A 23,079-nucleotide genomic window follows, 5' to 3' on the forward strand; every position below is an offset into this window, starting at 1 on the left:
GGTTCATGCGGGGCGAGTGGGCCTAGGCCGTCGGGCCCGCCTCCTTGACCTCCGGCGAGACCTCGGCCTCGAACTTCTCGAAGTTCGAGGCGAAGAGGCCCGCGAGGTTTTTGGCCTGCTTGTCGTAGGCCTCCTTGTCGGCCCAGGTCTGGCGCGGGTCGAGGACGGAGGCATCGACGCCGGGGACCTCGACCGGGACGTTCAGGCCGAAGTTCGGGTCCTTGCGGGTCTCGCCCTTGTCGAGCTCGCCGCCTATGACCGCCGTCACCATGCGCCGGGTGTCCGAGATGTCGATGCGGCTCCCGACCCCGTAGGGGCCGCCGGACCAGCCGGTGTTGATGAGGTAGCAGCGGGTGCCGTGCTCGCGAAGCTTCTCTGAGAGCATCGTCGAGTAGACCGTTGCGGGCAGCGGGAGGAACGGGGCGCCGAAGCAGGTCGAGAAAGTCGCCTCCACCTCGTTCTCCATGTCCGCCTCGGTGCCTGCCAGCTTCGCCGTGTAGCCCGAGAGGAAGTAGTAGGCGGCCTGCTCGGGGGTGAGGGCGCTGATCGGGGGAGCACCCCGAAGGCGTCGGCGGTGAGGAAGAGGACCGCGTCCGGATGGCCGCCCCGGCCGTCGGGGACGGCGTTCTCTATGTACTCCAGGGGTAGGCCACGCGGGTGTTCTCGGTGATGAGCCTGTTCTCGTAGTCGACCTGGCGGCTCTGGCGCTCCATCCCGACGTTCTCCAGGACGGCGCCGAAGCGGATGGCGCCGTAGATCTGGGGCTCCTTCTCGGGGGAGAGGTCGATCGTCTTGGCGTAGCAGCCGCCCTCGAAGTTGAAGACGCCCTCGTCGGACCAGCCGTGCTCGTCGTCCCCGATGAGCTTGCGCTCGGGGTCGGCCGAGAGGGTGGTCTTGCCGGTGCCTGAGAGGCCGAAGAAGAGCGCGACGTCGTCGTTGTCGCCGACGTTGGCCGAGCAGTGCATCGGGAAGACGCCGTGCTCGGTCGGCAGGACGAAGTTCAGTACGCTGAAGATGCTCTTCTTGATCTCACCGGCGTAGCCCGTGCCCACGATGAGGACGACCTTGCGGGAGAAGTCCACCGCGACGAACGTCTCGGAGGCCGTCCCGTCCTCCTCGGGCTCTGCGAGAAAGCCCGGGACGCTGATGACGGTCCACTCGGGCTCGAAGCCCTCGAGGTCCTCGCGGGAGGGGCGGCGGAAGAGCTGGCGCGCGAAGAGGGCGTGCCAGGCGTACTCGGTGACGACCTGCACGTTTAGGCGGTACCTCGGGTCGGCCCCGGCGAAGGCGTCGACGACGTACAGCTCCTCCAGGTTGCCGAGGTAGGTCGTCGCCTTGTCGAGGATAGCCTCGAAGGCCTCGGGGGAGAACGGCTTGTTGACCGCCCCCCAGTCGACCTTGTCGCGCGTGAGGTCGTCCTCGACGATGAACTTGTCCTTGGGCGAGCGTCCGGTGCGCTTGCCGGTCTTCGCGACGAGCGCCCCATTCTCGGCGAGCATGCCCTCGCGGCGCCTGACGGCGGCCTCCACAAGGCGGGCGGAGGGCAGGTTTTCGTGTACCGCCCCGTAATGCGCCAGGCCCAGGCGCTCCAACGTCAACTTGCGCGCAGCTACGTCCATTCCCTAACGTCCCTTTCGCCCAGCTCAATCCCAGGTGCGGCGTACGATCCCGCGTCGTCTTCAGTCTAGCAACCCGGCTCTACCCGCGCCCGGCTCGCCGCCAAACGGGGCCGGTCCGTACGCCCCGCCGCCCCGGACCCGCGGTACCCCTGTGCTATATTGCGGCCGGTTCGGTAGGCGTGAGCGGACGGAGGGGTGCTTTGGCGCAGTCCAGGGGCTCGAACGGCACGACCCGGGTAGCGGTGATCGCGGGCGACGGCATCGGCCCGGAGGTGATCTCCTCCGGCGTCGCCGTCATGCGGGCGGCGGTGGATCCTTCGGTAGGGCTGGAGTTCGAGGAGTTCCCGTGGGGCTCGGAGTACTACCTCGAGCACGGGCGCATGATGCCCGAGGACGCGATCGAGACCCTCTCGGGGTTCGACGAGATCTACCTGGGGGCCGTCGGCTGGCCGACCGTCCCGGACCACGTCTCCCTCTGGGGCCTCCTGCTCCCCATCCGCCGCCGCTTCGACCAGTACATCAACCTCCGCCCGACCCGCCTCCTGAGGGGCGTCGAGGGCCCCCTGCGCGCGGCCGACGCCGGCGCCCTGGACATCACCGTGGTCAGGGAGAACACCGAGGGCGAGTACTCGGACTCGGGCGGCAGGATCTACAAGGGGACGCCGCACGAGATCGCGGTCCAGGAGAGCATCTTCACCCGCCGCGGCGTCGAGCGGGTGGTGCGCTACGCCTACGAGCTCGCCACCGAGAAGAGCGGGCGTCTCGTTGGGGCGACGAAGTCGAACGGGATCAGCATCACGATGCCGTTCTTCGACGAGATCTTTCGAGAGATCGGCGAGGAGTATCCGCGGGTCGAGGCCACGCTGATGCACGCCGACGCCCTCGCCGCCCGGCTCGTCCTCAACCCCGAGCGCTTCGACGTCGTCGTGGGCTCGAACCTCTTCGGAGACCTGCTCTCCGAGATCACGGCGGCGATCAGCGGGGCCATCGGCATCGCGCCCTCCGCCAACCTCAACCCCGAAGGCACCTACCCCTCGCTCTTCGAGCCGATCCACGGCTCCGCCCCGGACATCGCGGGCCAGGGCATCGCGAACCCGGCAGGCGCGATCTGGGCGGCCTCCCTCCTCCTGGAGCACGCCGGCCACGCCGAGGCCGGCACCCGCGTCCTCGACGCCCTCGAAGGGGCCCTCGCCGACGGCGCCCGGACCCGCGACCTCGGCGGCGAGTCCTCGACCGAGGAGGTCACGCAGGCAGTGCTCGGACGCCTGAAGGACGCGCAAGGGGCCTAGGGACTCCGCTCGAAGCGGCGCCCGGCCGTCGGAGCTCTCGTCGGGAGGACCGCCGGCGGTCGGCTAGTCCTCGCCCCCCTCGAGCTCCTCGCCTTCGAACTCGCCCCCCTCGGACTCTTCACCGTCTTCCGGCGGAGGGGCGGGGCCTACGTACGCCGCCCCGGGCTCCACGTAGACCCCTGCCGGCGCCGGCGTTCCAGCCGGCGGAACGGCGGTCGGCGCCGTCCCCGGGGGCTCGTCGTACTGCTCCGCGGGCGCCGGGCGCTCCGCCGGTTCCTCGTACTGCCGCGTCTCGGGCTCGTACTGGTCGTCCGGAGGCTCCGCCACGGGCTCGATGGTGGGCTCCGGCGCGGGTTCGGCCGGGGGCGCGACGGGTTCGGCGGGCGCCGCCTCGGCGGGCGGGGGCTCGGGGGCCGGCGTCGCGGGGGGTGGAGCTGCGGGCCCCGTGCTGAGGACGAGGTCGACGGGGGTGCCGGGGTCGATCTTCTCGCCTACCGGCGGGTTCTGCTCGATCACGACGCCTTCGGGGACGGTCTCGCTCGGCTCTTCCCTCTTCTCGCCGACCTCCAGCCCGGCCTCGGCGAGCACGTCCTCCGCCCCCGCGAGGTCGAGACCGGCGAGCTCGGGGACCGGGACGGGGGTCGGGCCGTCGCCGACGTCGAGCACGACCTCCGTGCCCTTCTCGGCCTCCCGTCCGCCGGGGATCGACTGGGCGAGCACCGCGCCGGCCTCTTCCTCGGAGCTCTCGCGCATCCGGACGTCGACCTCGAAGCCCTCCCCGATCAGACGCCGCTGGGCCTCGACCCTGTCCAGCCCGACCACGCTGGAGACCTCGTTCTCCCCGGCCACGACCTGCCGGGCCTCCTGGATCACGTCCTCGGGCTGGCGACCCTCGGAGTCGGAGAGCCCCCAGCCGAACACGCCGACGAGACCCGATACGCCGACCAGGGCCGCCGCGGTGCGCAACACGAACGGCCGCCACCGCCTGCGGCGGCTCTGGACGGCGATCGGGGGCCTGGGCAAGACGCCCGTCGGGGCGTCCTGCGCGGCGAGGGCGGGGCTCGCCAGGACGGGCTCTTTGCCGCGTCGGATCCGGCGTAAGTCCTCCGCGACCTCTGCGGCGCTCCGGTAGCGGTCTTCGGGGTTCTTGGCCATGAGCTTCGACCTTACGGCGTTGAGCCCTTCGGGGATGCGGGGGTTCGTCTCCCGGAGGGAGGGCGGGGGCTCGTTGACGTGCTTCATCGAGACGGCCATCGGCGTCTCGGCCTCGAAGGGCACCCCGCCGGTGAGCATCTCGTGGAGCACCACGCCGAGGGAGTACAAATCGCTCTGCGGCCCACCGTCCTGCCCATCGCCTGCTCCGGGGACATGTAGCTCACCGTCCCCAGGATCACGCTGGTCCCCGAGAGGGAGGCCTCCGAGGCGGCCCGGGCGATGCCGAAGTCCGTAACCTTGGCGTCCCCCGAGTGGGTGAGCAGCACGTTCTGGGGCTTCACGTCGCGGTGGATGACGCCCCGATCGTGGGCCGCGCCCAACGCCCCGGCGATCTGCGCCGCCAGCTCCGCCGCCCGATCCGGGTCCAGGGGACCGCCGCGCACAATCCTGTCCTTGAGCGTCCCGCCCGAGACGTACTCCATCACGATGTAGTAGGAGCCGTCCTCGGAGCGACCGCGATCGTACGTCGCCACGATGTTGGGGTGCGAGAGCCTCGCCGCGGCCTGCGCCTCGCGCCTGAAGCGCTCGACGAACTCCTCGTTCTCCGCGTACTGCTCCCTGAGCACCTTCAGGGCCACGTCGCGGCCCAGAACGTCGTCGTGGGCGAGGTAGACCTTCGCCATGCCTCCCGTGCCGAGCAGGCCGGAGATACCGTAGCGACGGTTCAGAAGTTTCTGCTGCATACAAGCGTTATACCCGACGGTTTCGTCTGGACACCTCTGGGGGTCGCGTACCCGCGCAAATGGCCCGAAAGATGTAGCGGACGTCCGTCGGGGAGGCTAGCCCCGGGCGTATCGGGCCACTATGCCCACCGTGTCCAGGTCCTCGTCGAGCCCGCGGGTTATGCCGTCGAGCAGGCCGATGGCGCGGCCCATGAGCAGTAGCTCCACGGGGATGCTCCCGACGCTCGCGCCTAGCTTCAGCCCGAGCTCCCCGACGTCGCCCGGCCCGTCGGTCCGCTCGCCGCCGAGCAGGACGCCGACGAGCCCCAGGAGGGTCTCCAGATCGACCTCCGGACCGAGGCGCAGGCCGGCCCGTTCCAGGCCCGCGGTCAGCGCGTCGAGGTCGCCCTCCTCGAGCGCCAGGATCATGGCTCGCAGGGACTCGGCGAGGCCGTCGGGAACCTCCACGGTGAGGCCGTGGTCCAGCAGCACGAGGACGGGACCGTCCGGGCCGGGGCGGACGAGGAGGTTGCCGGGGTGCGGGTCGGCGTGCAGGACGCCGCGGCCGAAGATCTGCTCGGCGTAGGCGTCCACGAGCTTCTCGGCGACCTCCTTCGGGTCGATGCCGGCGCGGACCAGGGCCTCGCGGTCCGTGATCTTGACCCCCTCCGCGAGCTCCATGACGAGCAGCCGCTGCGTGTTCAACCCCTCGATCACCCCGGGCACCGCGACGTCCCCGCGGTCGCCGAGGGCCCGTCCGAGCTTCCTTATCGCCCCCGCCTCGCGCACGAAATCCAGCTCCAGAGGCAGCGTCCAGCGAAGGTACTCGAGTATGGGGCCGAGGCGCACGCTGGGTTCGAGCCGCGAGATGGCCTCGAAGATCCCTTCCAGCGCCGAGAGGTCCGCCTCTATGAGACGCTCTATATTGGGGTACTGGACCTTCACGGCCACGGGGCGTCCGTCGGCGAGGACGGCGCGGTGCACCTGGGCTATGGAGGCGGCGGCGATCGGCTCCGGCTCGAAGCTCCGGAAGGCGCCGGAGATGGGCCCCCCGATCTCCCGCGAGACCGCCCCCTCTATCACCGGCCACGGCTGCGGCTCGACGCGGTCCTGGAGCCTCGATAGGGTCTGGGTGTAGGCCGTGGGGAGGAGGTCGGGGCGGGTCGAGGCGAACTGGCCGGCCTTGATCAGGGTCCCCCCGAGGGAGCCGGCCGCGTCGAGCAGGCGCACCGCCCCCCGCCGGTGCTGCAGCGTCCAGTCTTCGTCGCGCACGAGCCAGGGGAACCACCGCGCCCGCTCGCGCAGCGCGGCATACCCCGTCCACAGGTCCGCCGCGATCACGCCCAGGACCAGCGCGCGCTGCGACAGCACGCCCCGGACGGCCGGCGAGAACCCCGGCACCGCGCGCCCGAGCCGCTCGCCCGCCGCGAACCCGGCCCCCGTCCACAGAAAGGCCTGCGCCCGGTAGAAATCCGCGAGACGGGCGGGCAGGACCGCGCCGGCCGCGTCCCCGCCCCCGACCATGGCCTCGAAGACGGCCCGCGCCTCCTCGCCGGAGCGCACGGCGGCCCGGGAGAACACCTCCCCCGAGGCGCGAAGCCCCTGCCAGGGGTCTCCCGGGCCCGTGGACGGGGCCGCAGCGGGGTCGCGTTCTCCCTGGCCTGGGCTTGCGTCGTCGGACGTCAACTCGCGCTCCTTCTTCTCGGTGGGCTCTGTACCAGGGCGGCGGGGCTCAGGAGCCCGAGAGGCGGCGTCCCTCGTCCGAGAGGATGCTGGCGAGGGCTTCGAGCCTGCCGGAGACGGGGCCGCCGATCTCGGTCGAGGCGAGGCCCCGGACCTGGTCTCCGAGGTCGGTGAGGATGCCGCCCACCGTCCCGGGGTCCACCCCGTCCGAGGTCAGGTTGTCCTGGAGCCTCGCGAGACCGTCGGCGATCGGTTGAAGCTCCGGAACCCCGGTCGCCTCCAGCCTGAGGCGCCAACCCTCGATCTGGTTGAGCGCGACGTTCATCGCCAGGTTTCTCAAGCCCCCGTCGAGCGTCGAGATGGTCTCGTCGATCCCCTCCGGCGTGACCTGATTGGATTCCATGTTCCCTCCTGTTCTCGTCTACCGACGTTTTTCGTGCCAACGAACGTCCCCCGCGCTCCCCCGAAACAAACGTGGGACACCGGGCGCAGGCACCGGAAATCCCCGTCCTCCGGTGGGCGACCAGGGGCGCTCCGTAAGCCTTCGTACAGAACTAGACCGAGAACGACCGTTGACTTGAGAAGAAGTTTAGCGCCCGTAGAAGAAAGGAAGAGTATCCCATATGAGCATCAGACAGCGCACCGAACGCCCGATACCCCGACCGGCGCCCTGCGCAAGCGCGGCCGGTTACGCCTTCTCCGCCGGGCCGCCGACCCCCGCTGCTCCCCGGTCTCGCAGCGTGGCGCCGTCGGGTGCTCCCCGGGCGGGAGCCGGATGAGCGACCTCTCCCGAAACGGGCACGGGCCGGAGCGGTACGCGGCCCGTGCGAGGGCGATGCTCACGGACTTCCCCCACGAGGCGGCCGAGAAGGCCGCCGCGCTCATTGCTGCCTGCTACGAGGGCGGGGGGAAGGTCCTGGTCTGCGGCAACGGCGGCTCGGCGATGGAGGCCCAGCACCTCGTCGCGGAGCTCGTGGGCAAGTTCGAGCGGGACCGCGCCTCCCTCCCGGCGCTCGCCCTGCACCAGAACCCCGCCTCGCTCACGGCGGTCGCGAACGACTACGGCTACGACGACGCCTTCGCGCACCAGGTCGAGGCGCTCGGTGCGCCGGGCGACGTCCTCGTCGCCATCTCGACCAGCGGGAGCTCGGAGAACGTCGCGCGCGCGGTGCTCGCCGCCCGCGAGAAGGGCCTCGCCACCGTCGGCTACCTCGGCGGCGGGGGCAACAGGCTCGGGCCGCTCATGGACGTGCCCGTAACCATAGGGGCGCCGGACACCGCGACGATCCAGGCCGGGCATCTCGTCCTCACCCACACGATCTGCGGGCTCGTCGAGGAGGCGCTCTTCTCCAACAAGGCGGTCTTCGTGGATCGGGACGGCACGCTCATCGTGAACCGCCACTACGGCTCGGACCCCGATCGGATAGAGCTGCTCGACGGCGTCGCGGACGGGCTCCGGGCGCTGCGCGGGGCGGGATACAAGCTCGTGCTCGTCTCCAACCAGTCCGGGGTGGCGCGCGGCTACTTCGACGAGGCGGCAATCGGGAGGATGCACGACCGCCTCCAGAAGATGCTCGACGCCCACGGGGCCGCGCTCGACGGCCTCGAGTACTGCCCCCACCACCCGGAGGGCGAGATTTTCCCCTACGCCGTGGAGTGCGCCTGCCGCAAGCCCGCCCCGGGCATGCTGCGACGCGCAGCCCGCAAGCACGGGCTGAACCTCTCCGCCTCCTGGATGGTCGGCGACATAGCCGCCGACGTGGAGGCCGGAAAGCGCGCCGGGGCCCGCACCGTCCTCGTCGGACCGGAGCCGTCGCCGCTCCCCCCGGACTTCCGCGCGGCGGGTTTTCGGGAGGTCGTCGGCCACATCCTCGGGGAAGGGGTAGGCGGAGGGCTCGGGGAGAAGGCCGGGAGCGCCGCCGGCGCCCGCCTGTGAGCGACGGGTCCCGCAACCTCGCCGCCCTCGCGCGCGCCTTCCGGGGGCGGCGCTGCCTCGTGGTGGGCGACGCGATGCTCGACGTCTTCGAGAGGGGAAGGGCCGACCGCCTCGCCCCCGACGCCCCCGCCCCGGTCGTCACGGGGGTCGTGCGGACCTCCTCCCCCGGGGGCGCGGCGAACGTCGCGGCGAACCTCGCCGCGCTCGGCGCCCGCGTGACCCTGCTCTCCGCGATAGGAGACGACGACCCGGGCCTCGAGCTCCTCGGGAAGCTCGCCGAGGCCGGGGTGGAGACCGGCGAGATCTTCAGAGAAGCAGGGCGCGCCACGGTGGTGAAGAGACGCCTCGTCGCCGACGGCGTCACCCTGGCGCGCGTCGACTCCGGCGACACGGGACCGCTCCGCCCCGCCGCGGCGGAGAGCGAGTTCGCCGCCAGGGCCCGCGCGCTGGCCGAGAGCTCCGAGTCCGTCGTCGTCTCGGACTACGCCGGGGGCACGGTGACCCAGGGGCTCGCCGATGCCCTGGCCGATTCGGCCCACGGCTGCGTGGTGCTCGATTCCAAGAGCCCCTTGCGCCTCTCCTGGAGGGGCCTCGCCGCCGCGACCCCGAACCACCTGGAGGCGCAGAAGGCGCTGGAGCTCCCCGTGGAGACGGACCCGGGCCGGGTCGACCGCGCCGAGGTCGGACGCGCCCTGCGCCGGTGGCTCGGGGCCCGGGTCGTCGCCGTCACCCTCGCCGAGCAGGGGGTCGCCGTCGCGGGGCCGGGGGGCTCCGTGGAGCACGTCGCGGGCCGCCCCGTGGGGGAGCCGGACGTCAACGGGGCCGGAGACACCTTTCTCGCGGCCTTCGCGCTCGCCCTGAGCGGCGGCGCGGGGGCCGTAGAGGCCGCCCGACTAGGGGTCGAGACCGCGACCCTGGCGGTGCTCAGGCCCGGGACCACGCCCGTGACCTCCGACGAGCTGCTCCGCCACCTCTCCAAAGGGCCGGAGGAAGGCAACGGCGGGGGGCTCGAGGAACACCTGCGGCGGGTGCGGGAGCGGGGGGGTAAGGCCGTCTTCGTGGGGGGCCGCTTCGACCCGCCGGGCCGCGCCCACCTGCGCCTGCTCCGGGAGGTCAGGGGGCTCGAGGACCTGCTCGTCGTCGGCCTGCTCCCCGACGCGGAGGTCGCCGTCCTGCCGATCGAGGACAGGGCGGAGATCCTGGCGGCCCTGCCTTTCGTGGATCACGTCATCCTCCTCGGCGACGAGCGTCCCGAGGAGGCCGCCCGGCGGCTGGGTCTCGACGTCCTCGTCGCGCAGGGCCACGGGGACGCGGACGGGTTCGACGGCGCGGTCGTCCTGCCGGAGGTGGCGTCTTCCCTCCCCGTCGAGCGCACATCCGATGAGGCCGACGACGAGGACGCGGCGGAGAGCCCGGTGGAGGCGCGGCTTTGAGCGGCGCGGCCGGCTCCTTGCGGCTCTTCGGGGGGACGCAAGGGCGGCGGACTTGCGGCGCGTCCTGCTCGTCCGGCTGGACAACATGGGGGACGTGCTGCTGACGACCCCGGCGTTCAGGGCCATCAGGCGGGCCCTGCCGGGCGCGCACCTCGCGCTCATGGCGGGCCGGCGGGGTGCGCGGTCGGACGCCTGAACCCGGACGTCGACGAGACGATCCTCTACCGCGCCCCCAACGAGGACGTCTACTTCGAGCTCCCCCAGGACCCTGGGCGCGAGATGGCGGCGATGGAGGCCTTGCGCGAGGGCGGCTTCGACGCGGCGGTGATCTTCACCTCCTACAAGCAGTCGGCGCTGCCGGCGGCCTACCTCTGCTACCTCGCCGGCATCCCGCTGCGCACCGCCGGGTCGTTCGAGGGCCCGGGCTCGCTCCTGACGCACCGCCACCGGTACGCGGAGACCGTGCCACCCCGGCACGAGTCCCTGCGCGGCCTGGAGCTCACGGGGGCTTTGGGCTTCCCGGCGGTCGAGCCGCAGATGGTGCTGGAGCCGCGCCCCGAGGACGAGGACGAGGCCGCGGAGATCCTCGGGCGCCTCGGGGCGGAGCGCTTCGTGCTGGTGCATCCTGGGTCCAGCGCCTCCTCCAGGACCTACCCCGCCGAACGCTACGCGCTCGTCGTCGAGGAGCTCTCCTCGACGACCGGGCTGCCGGTGATCGTCACGGGGGGACCCGGCGAGGAGGACCTCGCCCGGAGGGTCGCCGGCTCGGCCGGGGCACCGCTCGGCGGGGAGACGGGCCTCGGGGCGTTCGCGGCGCTCGTCGGGCGCGCGGACGCGGTGGTGACGAACAACACGGGGGCGACGCACGTGGCGTCGGCGCTCGGGACGCCGGTCGTCACCGTCTTCGCGGGGACGAACCCGCCGGAGCAGTGGGGGCCGTGGCGCACGCCGAACCGTCTACTCACCCACCCCGTCCCGTGCGCGCCATGCTACAAGCGCGTCTGCCCCATCGGCCACGAGTGCCTCACGGGCATCGCGCCCGCGACCGTGACCGGCGCCGCCCTGGAACTGCTCGCGGAGGGCGCGGCGCGCGGGAACGGGGCTCCCCGGAGGGCGGGGGCGGCGTGGTAGGGAGGATCGCCGTCTTCCGCGGGCTCTACCTCGGCGACCTCGTCGCGTCCACGCCGGCGCTGCGGGCGCTCCGGCGCGGGCACCCGAAGGCCGAGATCTCGCTCGTCGGACTCCCCTGGGCCGTGGCCCTCGCCCCCCACCTCGCGCCGGAGATCGACCGCTTCGTCCCCTACCCCGGCGCCCCCGGCCTCGACGGCGGGGACGACGAGGCCGCGCTGGCGGAGCTCGTCCGCGAGATGCGGGGGCAGGACTTCGACCTCGCCGTGAACCTGCACGGCCGCGGCCCCGAGTCCACCCGCCTCGTCGCCTCCTTCGGCGCCCGCCGCACGGCCGGCTTCGTGGGCGGCGGGGGCGAGTACCCGGCGCTGGACGTCTCCGTCCCCTGGGACGCCGAGGAGCACGAGGCGCGCAAGCTCCTCCTCCTGGTCGAGGCGGCGGGGGGGCTCTCCGACGGCGAGATCCCCCGCCTGCGCGTCCGGGAAGAGGACCGCCGGCGCGCGGGCGAGCTGCTCGGGCGGGGGTTCGGGGAGCCGCTGGCCCTCCTCCATCCCGGCGCCTCCGTGCCGGAGAAGCGGTGGCCCGCCGAGGGTTTCGCTCTGGTGGCGCGCGGCCTGGTCCGGGAGGGTTACGCCGTCGCCGTCACCGGCTCGGAGGGCGAGCGCGAGATCTCGCGACGGGTCTGCGATCTCGCCCCCGGCGCCGTCGACCTCTCCGGGAAGACGGACCTCCCGGCCCTGATCGGGCTCGTCTCGCGGGCGGACCTCCTGGTCTCCAACGACACCGGCCCCGCGCACCTCGCGTACGCCCTGGGGACGCCGAGCGTCACGGTCTTCGGGCCGTCGACGGACGTGGGCCGCTGGGGGCCGCTGGAGAGGGAGCGCCACGCCGTGCTCCTCGAGGACCCCATCTCCGAGGTGCGGGCGGAGGCGGTGCTGGAGGCGGCGGGGCGGCTCGCTCCTCGCGAACAGAGGGTGGGGGTGTGAGGCCGTGAACGTGCTCGTCTGGCAGATCCACGGCTCCTACCTGAACACGCTGGTGCGGAGCTTCGCCGGCGGCCCGCACCGCTTCTACCTCCCGACGAAAAGGGACAAGCCAGAGGGCTACGGCGGCAGGGGCCCGACCTTCCCGTGGTCCGACGAGACGGTGGACGTGCCCGCCGGGGAGGTGCGCGACCTCGATCTCGATCTCATCGTCTACCAGAGCGAGAAGAACCTCCGCGAGGACGCGCGGGAGATCCTCACCGCAGAGCAGCGGGCGCTGCCGGCGATCTTTCTGGAGCACAACACGCCGCAGGGCAGGATCAACGACATGGTCCACCCCGTGGACGATCCCGGCGTCCTCCTCGTCCACGTCACCCACTTCAACGACCTGTTCTGGGACTCACGGAGCACCCCGACCCGCGTCATCGACCACGCCGTCGTCCCCACGGAGGGCGGCTACGCCGGCACCCTGGAGAAGGGCGTCTCCCTCGTGAACGACCTGCCGCGCAGGAGGCGCGTCGTGGGCGGCGACGTGTTCCTGAGGGCGCGGGAGGGGGTGCCGCTCGACCTCTTCGGCTTCAACAGCCTGGAGGTGGGGGGCTTCGGCGACCTCCCCCAGGCCGAGGTCCACGAGAAGATGAAGGCCTACCGCTTCTACTTCAACCCCATCCGCTACACCAGCCTCCCCCTCTCCGTCCTCGAGGCGATGGAGATCGGCCTCCCCGTCGTCGCCCTCGCCACCACCGAGCTCGTCTCGGTCATAAAGGACGGGGAGAACGGCTTTATAGGGACGGACGTCGGCTACCTCATGGGACGCATGCGCGACCTCCTCGACGACCCGGGGGAGGCGCGGCGTCTCGGGGAGGCCGGGCGCAGGACGATCGGGAAGCGCTTCGGGCTGCGGCGCTTCGCGACGGACTGGGAGGCCGCCTTCCGCGAAGCCGTGGCCCTCAGGGAGGAGGTGCCGTGCGCCTCGCGATGATAAGCGAGCACGCGAGCCCCCTCGCCACCCTGGGCGGCGAGGACTCCGGCGGCCAGAACGTCTACGTCGCCGAGCTCGCGCGGCGCCTCGGGGCGATGGGCCACCCCGTCGACGTGTTCACCCGCCGCGACGACGAGGGGCTGCCCGAGGTCGTCCCCTTCTCCGAAGGCGTGAGGGTCGTGAACGTTTCGGCCGGGCCCGCGAGGGCGGTGCCGAAAGACGAGATCTTCGGGTTCATGCCCGAGTTCCGGAACGCGTTCTACCGGTTCGCCGCCGACGAGGACGCGGGCTACGACCTGGTGCACGCGAACTTCTGGATGAGCGGCTGGGTGGCGTGCGAGGCCCGGCGGGACCTCGGGCTTCCTTTCGCGCAGACCTTCCACGCCCTCGGCGAGGTCAAGAAGCGCGAGCAGGGCGACGCCGACACCTCACCGCCCGAGCGGAAGGCGGCGGAGATGAGGATCGTGGAGGAGGCGGACCGGATCCTCGCTACCTGCCCGGCGGAGGTCGAGGAGCTCACCACCCTTTATGGTGCGGATCCCGCACGGCTCTCGCTCGTCCCGTGCGGCGTGGACGGCGAGACCTTCCGGCCCGTCGATCGCCGGGCGGCGCGACAGGCTCTGGGCCTCCCCGACGTTCCCACGGTCGTCTACGTCGGGAGGATCGTCCCGAGGAAGGGGGTGGACGCCCTGATCCGGGCGTTCGCCCTCCTGCCCCCCGACCTCGGCGCCCGCCTCGTGGTCGTCGGCGGCGAGCCGGGCCCCGGCCCCTCCCCCGAGGCCGCGCGGCTCTCGGACCTCGCGGCTGCTCTGGGCGTCCTGGAGAGGGTGACTTTCGTCGGGAGCCGGCCGCAGGGCGAGCTCAGGGGCTACTACGGCGCGGCCGACGTCGCGGTCTCGGTGCCCCACTACGAGCCGTTCGGGATGACCCCGCTCGAGGCGATGGCCTGCGCCACGCCGGTCGTGGGCTCCCGGGTCGGCGGCATAAAGTGGAGCGTCGCCGACGGCGAGACGGGTCTTCTCGTCCCGCCGAAGGACCCGGGGGCGCTCGCCGGGCGCCTCGCGCGCCTCCTCCCCGACGCCCCCCTGCTGGAGCGCATGGGCCGGGCCGCCCGGCGGAGGGTCGAGGAATGTTTCACCTGGGAGCGCGTCGCCGTGGGGGCCGAGGCCGCGTTCTCGGAGGCCGCCGGGGCCACCTCCGGCGCGGCGCAGACGGCGCGCTGACCGGAAAAAGTACCCTCAGAAAGCATCTGGACGAGTAGAAGGAGATCTCATGCAGCAAGGCACGACGGGCGGTAACTTCGCGGGAGGGGTAGCCCTCGTTACGGGGGCGGGGAGCGGGCTTGGGGCGGTGACGGCCCGCATGCTCGCCGAGAACGGCGCGCGGGTGGTCCTCGCCGACCTGAACAAGGAGGCCGCGGGCGAGGTGGCCGAGGCCTGCGGGGGGCGGGCGCTGTACATGGACCTCGCGGACGCGGGCTCCATCGAGGGGGGCGTGGAGGACGTGCTGGCGACGGAGGGCCGGATAGACATCCTCGTCAACTCCGCGGGCCTCGACTTCATCAGGAGCGCGTCCGAGCTCACGCTGGAGGAGTGGGACACCGTCGTCAACGTGAACCTCAGGGCCCCGTGGCTTCTGGCGAAGCACGTCATGCCCGGGATGATGGAGCGCGGCTCCGGCCAGATCCTGAACGTCGCCTCCACTGCCGCCAAAAAGGGGTGGGAGAACGCCGCCGCCTACGCCTCCTCCAAGCACGGCCTCCTCGGCCTCACCCAGGTCTTGCACTCCGAGGGGCGAGGGCACGGCGTCAGGGCGATGGCCGTGGTGCCGGGCGGGATGCGCACCAACTTCTTCGCCGCCCTCGACCCGCCGCCCCCGCCGGAGAACCTCCAGCCCCCCGAGACCGTCGCGAAGAGCATCCTGTTCATGCTCTCCCAGCCCCTCGACTCCGTCATCCACGAGCTTGTAGTCACCCCGATGACGGAGACCTCGTACCCGTAGAGCGGTTGTTGGTGGATCCAGAAGAAGGAGCCGTGAAGACGTGCAGATAAAAGAGACCACCTCGCACCTCATCGGGGGCGAGAAGGTACCCTCGACGGGCGACGAGGGGATACCGGTAACCAACCCGTCGAACGGGGACCAGATCGGCTCCATCCCGGTCGGGACGGAGGAGGACGCCGCCCGCGCCGTCGCCGCCGCCCGCGCGGCGCTGCCGGTCTGGTCGCGCACGCCCGCCGCCGAGAGGGCCGTGCTCGTCAAGGAGGCCGCCCGCAAGATGCGCGGGCACGCCAGGGAGATCGCGGAGCTCGTCACCCTGGAGATGGGCAAGACGGTGGACGACGCCCTCGGCGGGGTCGAGGCCGGCATCGGGACGCTGGAGCAGTACGCCGAGCTGGGCCCCCTGCACCGGGGGCAGAGCCTCAACGGCAACTACGAGGCCGCGGACATGATGGTGCACGAGCCGCACGGGGTCGCGGCGGTCGTCGTCCCGTGGAACGATCCCATCGCCATCGCCTGCGGCTACATAGGGGCCGCGCTCGTCACCGGCAACACCGTCGTCTACAAGCCCTCGGAGAAGACGCCGCTCTCCGCCGTCTGGCTCGCGACGATGTTCGACGGGCTGCCCGCGGGCGTCCTGAACCTGCTGCTGGGCGACGAGAGGGTGGGGCGTCCGCTCGTCGCCCACGAGGACGTGGACCTCGTGCTCTTCACCGGGTCCGTGCCCGTAGGGCGCGAGATCCTGGGGATCGCCGGCCAGGGGCTCAAGAAGGCCGTCGTCGAACTCGGCGGCAAGGACCCGATGATCGTGGACCGCGGGGTGGAGCCCGCGTGGGCCGCCGGCGAGGCCGCAGTGGGCTGCTTCGCGAACGCCGGCCAGATCTGCACGTCGGTAGAGCGCATCTACGTCCACGAGGAGGTCGCCGAAGAATTTCTGAAGAACCTCACCGCCCGCGCCGAAACCCTGCGCGTCGGCGACGGGTTCGACCCCGACTCGGAGATGGGCCCCATCGTCGACGAGGGCCAGCGCGGGTTGATCCACCGCCACGTTACGGAGGCGGTGGAGGCCGGAGCCACGCTCCTCTCCGGCGGCGAGCTCCCGGACGGTCCCGGCTCCTTCTACCCGCCGACGGTTCTCACGGGCGTGCGCGCCGGCATGTCGGTGGTCGACGAGGAGACCTTCGGGCCGGTCGCCGCCGTCGAGGTCGTCCGATCCTTCGACGAGGCGCTGGAGAAGGCGAACGAGACTGTCTACGGCCTCGCCGCGGCGGTGCTCACCCCCGACGGCGCGAACGCGCAGAGGGCCTGGCGGGAGCTCAGGGCAGGGACCGTCAAGATCAACGCGGTCTTCGGCGGCGCCCCCGGCGGCGCGGCCTCGCCCAAGAAGGCGAGCGGCCTCGGCTTCGGCTACGGCCCGGAGCTGCTCGACGAGGTCACGACCACCAAGGTCGTCCACCACACCGCCCCGCCCCGAAACGCGTAGCGGCACCGTCTCGGGGTCTCGTCGGAGCGGGGCCGAGGCTCGCGTACCGCGCCTCGGCCCCGCTCCGGACTTGGCTGAACCGGAGCGCGCCCTGCCGGACCGGACTCCACGTCCGCGCCAGGGTGGAGAAGACGTAGAGTTCGTTCTTAGGCGACGCTCCTTTACCTCACCCGCGGCGCGTCAGGGGGCGAGGCCGCCGACGGCTTCGCCGGGGAGGGACAGGTCGGCGACGACCGGGAGATGGTCGGAGGCCAGGGTCCGGGGCACGTCGGCGCCGTTCACCCCTATCCCGGGGAGACGAAGACGTAGTCGATGCGGCGGGTGGGGTTCCTGACGCCTATCGTGTAGCCCGGTCCCTCGCCGCCGGCGAGCCAGGCGTCCGTGTAGCGCGCGTACATGGGGACATCTCCTCCTCGTCGGGGACGGCGTTGAAGTCGCCCAGGATCACGGCCGGTTCCCCGTCGTCGTCCTGCGTCCTCTCCAGGACGCCGGCGATCTGCGCGGCCCGGGTCGAGCTCTCGTCCTTGCCGCCGCTGTCGTTCTCCAGGTGGGTGTCGTAGACGTGCAGCGGGACCCCGCGCACGTTGATCAGGGCCTCCAGAACCCCCCGCTGCTCCTCGGGGCTCGGCAGGAGGGTGTTCTCGCTGTCGAGGATCGGGTACTGCGAGAGGATCGCCGTCCCGTACTGGCGCCGGGGCCCGTCGGGCCGGGCCGTCTCCAGGTCGAGGTTGGCGCCGTAGGCGAAGTGCATCCCGAGCTCGTCGGCCAGCTCTCTCGCCTGGTCCCGGAAGTCGCTGCGCGAGGACCAGTGCTTGTCGACCTCCTGGAGCCCGACGACCTCGGCGCCGGAGGCCCGGATCACGCCGGCCGTCCGGGACAGGTCGAGCCTGCCGTCCGCGCCCGCGCCGTGATGGATGTTGTAGGTCATGACCCGGAACTCTCTATCCTTTGCCCGCGGCCCGTTCTCCTGGGCCAGGGACTCCCCTCCGGCGAGCGAGATCGCCATCACGGCCACGAGCGAGGCCAGGAACACCACCATCCACGGGAGCTTGAACGCGCTTCTCATTCGTCTTCCTTTCGCGGCATCGTCGCCTTCGGGGCAGCCTCCGAGCCGCCGGAAGAATGAAGAGGAGTAGTCTTCGGACATCGCGCCGGAGTACCACTCCTCGGCGTCGGTACCCCCTCCAGGGCTCCAGGGGAGCAGGCTAGCACCGACGCCTTCGCCGCAGGTTTCCGCCGCGTAAAAGGCGGGTTAACTTTCGGAGCGCACGGTCTCCACGCCGCTCGCCCAATCCGCCGGAGCATCCCCGAGATCGAAGTACGCCCGCAGCCGTGGTCGGGCTCGCAGTCCTCGAACCTTCAAGGGCTTGCGCATGGGCACCGCCTCGTTCGCGAATTCTGGTAGGCCGAAAACCGCCACACAGATCCATCGGAAGTCGCAGGGCGAGTATGCTGGCTTCGGCGGCCCGACGAGCGTCGACGCTTCGGGGTAATAACGTCTTCCGTGTCTTACGCCCTCACGCCATCATCAAGCGCGAGCCAGGGGATGAGTACTCGGTCGAGGAGGGCAGCGCTACGATCCGCGCGAACGGCTCGACCGCGAGCAGGTACCCGGGTAGGGGTTGTCGAGGGCTCGCGGAGGGATCAGGGCGTCGCTGGTAGGAAAGGGGCCAGGCCCACCGACCGGCACCCTTCCTACCTCGATCTCGCGGGCCCGTCTCCCTTACTGCGCCTCGCTGATCTCGTGGGAGACGGCGTTCGGTCCGTCGTACTGGCGGTCCGGGATCTGGCGGAGGACGGAGAGGATGTCGTCGTCGGCGCCCTGCTGTTCGGCGGTCTGGACGATCTCGTCCTTGCTCGCCGGGTAGTTCACGCCGCTCAGGAACTTCTGTGCTTGTATCGGGTTCACCTGGGCCATGGGTCTACGGCTCCTTCCGGTGCTCGCTCGCGCGTGACGGGGCGGTTATGCCCGGGTCGGAGGGGCCCCGATCCGGGCTCTGGCGGGCGTGTGGGGTATCCCATAGAATGCCCCTCACCTGCGGGAGAGGCGGACAACTACACGGCCCGTGACGGCGTGCACGAAGGTCGAGCGATCGGAGTTCTATGGGAATAATGCGCACCAAGTCGATCGAGCAGTCCATCCGCGACACGGAGGAGCCGGAGTTCCAGCTCAGGAAGGCGCTCGGTCCGATAGACCTCATAGTCTTCGGCATCGGGGTCATCATCGGGACGGGCATCTTCGTCCTGACCGGGGTCGCGGCGGCCACGTACACCGGGCCGGCCGTCTCGCTCTCGTTCGTGGTCGCGGGCATCGCCTGCGCCCTCGCGGCCCTGTGCTACGCGGAGTTCGCCTCGACCGTGCCGGTGGCGGGGAGCGCGTACACGTTCTCCTACGCCTCCATCGGCGAGTTTGTCGCCTGGATTATCGGGTGGGACTTGATCCTGGAGTTCACCGTCGGCGCGGCCACCGTCTCCGTCGGCTGGTCGGGGTACTTCTCCCAGATTCTCAGCAGCTTCTTCGGCGTCTCGCTGCCCACCGCGATCACCAGCGCCGAGGAGGGTCTGATGAACCTGCCGGCGGCGATCATCGCGCTGCTCCTCACCGTGATCCTGGTCGTCGGCATCCGTCTGAGCTCGGGCTTCAACCTCGTCGTCACGATCATCAAGCTCTCGGTCGTGGTCTTCTTTATCGGGCTCGGCATCTTCTACGTTCAGGCGGACAACCTGACGCCGTTCATCCCGCCGGCGGCCCCGCCCGAGGGGGGCGGCTCGTTCTTCGAGGCGCCGCTCTTGCAATCCATCCTGGGCATCGAGCAGACGACGTTCGGGTTCTCGGGGATCATCACGGGCGCGGCGGTCGTCTTCTTCGCCTACATCGGCTTCGACGTCGTGGCGACGACCGCCGAGGAGGCGCGCAACCCCAGGCGCGACCTCCCCATCGGCATCCTGGGCTCGCTGGCGATCTGCACCATCCTGTACATCCTCGTCTCCCAGATCATGACCGGCATCGTCCCCTACACCGACCTCAACGACCCGGCGCCGATGGCGCTCGCGTTCTCCTCCATCGGCCTGAACGTCGCGGCCGGGGCGGTCTCGATAGGCGCGATCTGCGGCCTCACCTCGGTGATCATGATCCTCATGCTCGGCCAGAGCCGGGTCGCCTTCGCGATGAGCCGGGACAACCTCCTCCCCCGCTACTTCGCCCGCTCCCACCCGCGCTTTCGGACCCCCTACCGCATAACCATCCTCACGGGGATCGTCGTCGCGATCATGGCCGCCTTCTTCCCGCTGACCTCGCTGGCGAACCTGGTGAGCATCGGGACGCTCTTCGCCTTCGTCCTCGTCGCGGGCGGCGTGATGATCCTGCGCCGCACCCGGCCGGACCTCCCGCGCTCCTTCAAGACGCCGCTCGTCCCGGTCGTCCCGATCCTGGCCATCCTGATCTGCCTCTACCTCATGCTGAGCCTGACGGGGGGTACCTGGATCCGATTTATCGTGTGGATGCTCCTGGGCGTGATCATCTACTTCGCCTACAGCGTCCGGGCGAGCCGCCTGGCCCGCGGCTTGTCGGCCGAAGAGGCCGCGAGGGAGATGCGCTGATGGCCGTCTTCCCGACCAGGATACTGCTCGCCACCGACGGCTCCCCGGACGCGTCCCTCGCCGCCCGCTCGGCGGTCGAGCTCTCGAACAGCACGGGCTCGGAGCTCCACGTGGTCCACGTCGGCGAGTTCCTGCCGACGTACTTCGCCTACACGGAGGAGGAGCCCGCCGAGCTGAGGCAGAGGGCCCGGGAGATCCTCGACGGGGCGCTGAGGGGGATCGAGGAAGGCGGCGGGACCGTGGCGGAGGGCCACCTCAGGCTGGGACGCCCTGCGGAGGAGATCATCAACCTCGCCGAGGAGGTCGGCGCGGGCGTCGTGGTCGTCGGCAGCCGGGGCCTGGGGGCCCTGAGGAGGGCCGTCCTCGGCAGCGTCTCGGAGAGCGTCGTGCGCTACGCCCCGTGCCCGGTCTTCGTCGTGCGCGGAGAGGGCGGCTAGGGGGAGACCCTGGCCCCGCCCTTGTACACGGCCACGACGGCGAGGTTGTCGGGGTCGAGGACGGTGACGTCGGCGTCGTAGCCGGGCGCGAGCCGCCCCTTGCGCGACCCCTCCCCGACGAGCCGCGCGCCCGTCGCGCTCGCCATGCGCGCGGCCTCGGGGATCGTGCAGCCCGTCCAGGCGAGGACGTTCCTGAAGGCCTCGTCCATCGTCAGGATGCTCCCGGCTATGGTGCCGTCGCTGAGGGTGGGTATCCCCTCCGCGGCGTCGAGGTAGGTGCGGCGGGAGGCGAGCGGGTACTCGCCGGGCCCCATCCCCGTGGCGGCTATGGCGTCCGTGACGAGGTAGAGGCGGTCGGGGCCGAGCATGCGGAAGGCGAGGGCGACGGTCTGGGGATGCACGTGCCGCCCGTCGGCGATGAGGCCCGAGATCGCGCGCGGGTGCGCGAACGCGGCGCCGGGGAGCCCCGGCTCCCGGTGGTGCATGGGTCCCATGGCGTTGAACAGGTGCGTGACGCCGGCGACGCGCCGGTCGAACGAGCCGTAGGCGAGGCCGAAGTGCGCGTCCGAGTGCCCCGCCGAGACCACGGCGCCCCGACGCCCCGCCAGCTCGGCGAGCTCCGCCGCCCCCCGGAGCTCCGGGGCGAGGGTCAGCATCCTGACCGGCCCGAGGTCTAGAAGCTCGTTGAGCAGGTCCGGGTCCGGCGGAGAGACGCCCCCCACAGGGTGGGCCCGCCTCTTCTCCGGGTTGATGAACGGGCCCTCGAGGTGGAGGCCCAGGGGCTCAGCGCCGGAGGGGACTTCGCGCATCGCTTCCGCGAGGACGGGGAGCACCTCCCGGTAGAGCTCCCTCGGCGAGGAGATCACGGTCGGAAGGTAGCTCGTCGTCCCGGTGGCGGCGAGCCCCTCGGAGAGCTCCCCCAGCCGATCTGGCCCCGTCACCACGTCCACCCCGAAGGAGCCGTTGACCTGAAGGTCCACGAAGCCCGGCAGGACGAGGCATTCCGGGTACTCGTGGACCTCGTCGGCGTCCGGCTCCGCGCGCTCGACGCCCCTCACGCTGCCCCCCTCGATGAGGACGGTCCCGTCCCAGACCTCGTAGTCCGTGACGACCCGTCCGCGGATCGCGAGGTTCCTCAACGCCGCATCTCCCCGGCCGGGCGGAGCGCCGACCGCGCGGCCGTGGTGTCTTCCCTGTCCGTGGGCTCTCGCATCGGAGGCATTGTAGCGAACGGGCGGTGTCGCGGGCCCGGCGGGCGAGAGGGTCTTACGTCGCGGGCACCTCGACGTTCGGTTGCGAGCGGGCGTCGGGGACGCGCAGGAGGACGAAGAGGCCCAGGGCCATGACGAGGGCGAGGGAGCCTATGGCGATCCGGTAGGCGCCCGTGCCGAAGTCCTCGAAGGCCCAGAGGAGGACGGCCGTGATCGCGGGGCCCATCACCGCCGAGAGCTTGCCGGCCAGGGAGAAGAGCCCGAAGAACTCGCCGAGCTTCTCCGGCGGGGCGAGCGCCACGAGCATGACCCGGCTGACGGTCCACGTCCCGCCCAGGGCTATCCCGACCAGGGGGCCCGCGAGCATGAGCATCCAGGGCGCGAGGGCGATCGACGCGAGCCCTATCGCCACGATCCAGACCACCAGCACCCCGACGAGCGCCTTCTTCGGCCCGACGCGGTCGGAGGCGTACCCCGAGCCCACGCTCCCGACGACCGCGAAGACCGTCGAGAACAGGAGGAGGTTGCGGATCTCGCCCTGCCCCATCCCGAAGACCTCCCGCCCGTAGAGCGCCATGTTGGCGATCGCCGTGTTCGCGGCGTCGGTGTACAGGAACGTCGCGACGATAAACGTCCCGACCCCGCCGTAGGCCCGCATGTTCCTTATCGTCGACGCCACGTCCCGGTACGCCGCGCGAAGCCCCACCGGCCGCGGCTCCCGAACCGCCCGGTCCGGGACGAAGAGGAAGGCGGGCAGGCTGAACAGGAGGTACAGGACTGCCGTCGGCAGGAAGGCGTTGGAGTTGCTCTCGCCGCCCGTGTCGATCCATCCGCCGAAGAACCCCAGGGCCTCCCTGATGGGCACGGCCTCCGTAACGAAGAGCGTCAGGACGACGAGGGCGAGGATCGAGCCGACGTACCCGGCGGCGGTCCCGTAGCCGCTGACCTTCCCGGCCCCTCTTCCTGCGGCGACCCCCGGCAGGAGGGCGTTGTAGAAGACGAGCGCCGACTGGTACGCGACGTCCGCCGCCACGAACAGCGCCACCGCCAGGAGCACGCCCCCGCCAGATCCAGCGCCGCCGTCAACGCGACCGCGACCAGGGTCAGCACGACGAGGTACGGCACGCGGCGCTGCCGGAGATCCGCCATGGCCCGAACACCGGAGCCGTCAGGACCACGAGCAGCGCCGAGACGGCCGTGGCGGCGTTCACGATCCCTGCCCCGCCCCGAGCTCGTCCCGAGCCACAGCGGGAAGAAGAAGCTCAGGATGCTGATCGAGAAGATCGTGTTCGAGAAGTCGTAGAGCGCCCAGGACCAGACCGCGACCCCGGAGGCCCTGCCCCCGCCTTGGTTGTGCTCCCGCTCCTCATGGCGGCGGCAGTATAGACGAGCGCTCCAGGGCCCCGCGTGGGTCTTAAAG

The 23,079-nt window shown here is 71.5% G+C and carries 20 protein-coding genes and 1 pseudogene; 12 read left to right on the forward strand and 9 right to left on the reverse strand.

From position 1 onward, the window contains the following. Positions 1–22: 22 nt before the first annotated feature. Positions 23–1,619: pseudogene (gene pckA, locus GBA65_RS26885) on the reverse strand (phosphoenolpyruvate carboxykinase (ATP)). A gap of 200 nt (positions 1,620–1,819) precedes the next feature. On the opposite strand from pckA, the gene GBA65_RS19955 reads away from it, so the two are divergent. Beyond that, the gene (locus tag GBA65_RS19955) at positions 1,820–2,908 is read left to right on the forward strand and encodes a tartrate dehydrogenase (protein ID WP_166398037.1); all 1,089 of its coding nucleotides are present in this window, start codon (positions 1,820–1,822) and stop codon (positions 2,906–2,908) included. 63 nt (positions 2,909–2,971) lie between these two features. Here the strand turns inward: GBA65_RS19955 and GBA65_RS19960 are convergent, their stop codons facing one another. The 4 genes from GBA65_RS19960 to GBA65_RS19975 form a co-directional block, all read right to left on the reverse strand. After that, positions 2,972–4,231: a PASTA domain-containing protein gene (locus GBA65_RS19960; protein ID WP_166398038.1), complete on the reverse strand. Its 1,260-nt coding sequence runs from the start codon at positions 4,229–4,231 to the stop codon at positions 2,972–2,974. Then, positions 4,147–4,806 (reverse strand): protein kinase domain-containing protein, encoded by a 660-nt coding sequence (locus GBA65_RS19965; protein WP_166398039.1) that lies wholly within the window; start codon positions 4,804–4,806, stop codon positions 4,147–4,149. The genes GBA65_RS19960 and GBA65_RS19965 overlap by 85 nt, the downstream gene beginning before the upstream one ends. Before the next feature lie 96 nt (positions 4,807–4,902). After that, on the reverse strand, positions 4,903–6,471 hold the full coding sequence (locus tag GBA65_RS19970) for an ABC1 kinase family protein (protein WP_166398040.1): 1,569 nt from the start codon (positions 6,469–6,471) through the stop codon (positions 4,903–4,905). A gap of 46 nt (positions 6,472–6,517) precedes the next feature. Then, complete coding sequence (locus GBA65_RS19975; protein WP_166398041.1) at positions 6,518–6,871, reverse strand: hypothetical protein; 354 nt, start codon at positions 6,869–6,871, stop codon at positions 6,518–6,520. A gap of 372 nt (positions 6,872–7,243) precedes the next feature. Here GBA65_RS19975 and GBA65_RS19980 point away from each other — a divergent pair, with 372 nt between their 5' ends. The 9 genes from GBA65_RS19980 to GBA65_RS20015 all read left to right on the forward strand — a co-directional run bounded on the left by GBA65_RS19980 (position 7,244) and on the right by GBA65_RS20015 (position 16,411). Next, positions 7,244–8,404 (forward strand): HAD-IIIA family hydrolase, encoded by a 1,161-nt coding sequence (locus GBA65_RS19980; RefSeq protein ID WP_166398042.1) that lies wholly within the window; start codon positions 7,244–7,246, stop codon positions 8,402–8,404. After that, on the forward strand, positions 8,401–9,837 hold the full coding sequence (locus GBA65_RS19985) for a PfkB family carbohydrate kinase (protein WP_166398043.1): 1,437 nt from the start codon (positions 8,401–8,403) through the stop codon (positions 9,835–9,837). Before GBA65_RS19980 ends, GBA65_RS19985 begins: the two co-directional genes overlap by 4 nt. A gap of 52 nt (positions 9,838–9,889) precedes the next feature. After that, entirely contained in the window at positions 9,890–10,033 is a 144-nt protein-coding gene (locus GBA65_RS23730; protein WP_207955967.1) for a glycosyltransferase family 9 protein, read from the forward strand. Positions 10,034–10,116: 83 nt separating this feature from the next. After that, positions 10,117–10,968, forward strand: a complete 852-nt coding sequence (locus GBA65_RS19990; protein WP_207955968.1) for a glycosyltransferase family 9 protein — start codon at positions 10,117–10,119, stop codon at positions 10,966–10,968. Continuing rightward, complete coding sequence (locus GBA65_RS19995) at positions 10,962–11,951, forward strand: glycosyltransferase family 9 protein (protein WP_166398044.1); 990 nt, start codon at positions 10,962–10,964, stop codon at positions 11,949–11,951. The genes GBA65_RS19990 and GBA65_RS19995 overlap by 7 nt, the downstream gene beginning before the upstream one ends. 4 nt (positions 11,952–11,955) lie before the next feature. Continuing rightward, positions 11,956–12,930, forward strand: coding sequence for a glycosyltransferase (locus GBA65_RS20000; protein WP_166398045.1), 975 nt, complete (start codon positions 11,956–11,958; stop codon positions 12,928–12,930). Then, positions 12,915–14,153, forward strand: coding sequence for a glycosyltransferase (locus GBA65_RS20005; protein ID WP_207955969.1), 1,239 nt, complete (start codon positions 12,915–12,917; stop codon positions 14,151–14,153). Before GBA65_RS20000 ends, GBA65_RS20005 begins: the two co-directional genes overlap by 16 nt. A gap of 49 nt (positions 14,154–14,202) precedes the next feature. After that, positions 14,203–14,931: an SDR family oxidoreductase gene (locus GBA65_RS20010; protein ID WP_166398046.1), complete on the forward strand. Its 729-nt coding sequence runs from the start codon at positions 14,203–14,205 to the stop codon at positions 14,929–14,931. A 40-nt stretch (positions 14,932–14,971) separates the two neighbouring features. Continuing rightward, a complete protein-coding gene (locus tag GBA65_RS20015; RefSeq protein ID WP_207955970.1) occupies positions 14,972–16,411 on the forward strand; it encodes an aldehyde dehydrogenase family protein in 1,440 nt (479 codons plus the stop codon). Positions 16,412–16,748: 337 nt separating this feature from the next. Here the strand turns inward: GBA65_RS20015 and GBA65_RS20020 are convergent, their stop codons facing one another. Beyond that, positions 16,749–17,477, reverse strand: a complete 729-nt coding sequence (locus tag GBA65_RS20020) for an endonuclease/exonuclease/phosphatase family protein (RefSeq protein WP_166398047.1) — start codon at positions 17,475–17,477, stop codon at positions 16,749–16,751. Between the two features lie 657 nt (positions 17,478–18,134). Continuing rightward, a complete protein-coding gene (locus tag GBA65_RS20025) occupies positions 18,135–18,329 on the reverse strand; it encodes a DUF2795 domain-containing protein (RefSeq protein WP_166398048.1) in 195 nt (64 codons plus the stop codon). Between the two features lie 185 nt (positions 18,330–18,514). On the opposite strand from GBA65_RS20025, the gene GBA65_RS20030 reads away from it, so the two are divergent. Together GBA65_RS20030 and GBA65_RS20035 are read left to right on the forward strand one after the other, a co-directional pair. Then, complete coding sequence (locus GBA65_RS20030) at positions 18,515–20,011, forward strand: amino acid permease (RefSeq protein ID WP_166398049.1); 1,497 nt, start codon at positions 18,515–18,517, stop codon at positions 20,009–20,011. Further along, positions 20,011–20,448, forward strand: coding sequence for a universal stress protein (locus GBA65_RS20035; protein WP_166398050.1), 438 nt, complete (start codon positions 20,011–20,013; stop codon positions 20,446–20,448). Before GBA65_RS20030 ends, GBA65_RS20035 begins: the two co-directional genes overlap by 1 nt. On the opposite strand, the gene nagA is transcribed toward GBA65_RS20035, so the two are convergent. Both nagA and GBA65_RS20045 read right to left on the reverse strand, forming a co-directional pair. After that, positions 20,445–21,587: an N-acetylglucosamine-6-phosphate deacetylase gene (nagA, locus tag GBA65_RS20040; RefSeq protein ID WP_166398051.1), complete on the reverse strand. Its 1,143-nt coding sequence runs from the start codon at positions 21,585–21,587 to the stop codon at positions 20,445–20,447. The two genes, GBA65_RS20035 and nagA, sit on opposite strands and share 4 nt — an antisense overlap. A gap of 127 nt (positions 21,588–21,714) precedes the next feature. Continuing rightward, positions 21,715–22,716: an MFS transporter gene (locus GBA65_RS20045; protein WP_166398052.1), complete on the reverse strand. Its 1,002-nt coding sequence runs from the start codon at positions 22,714–22,716 to the stop codon at positions 21,715–21,717. Positions 22,717–23,079: the final 363 nt, after the last annotated feature.

It is taken from the genome of Rubrobacter marinus, assembly GCF_011492965.1.
GTDB lineage: Bacteria > Actinomycetota > Rubrobacteria > Rubrobacterales > Rubrobacteraceae > Rubrobacter_F > Rubrobacter_F marinus.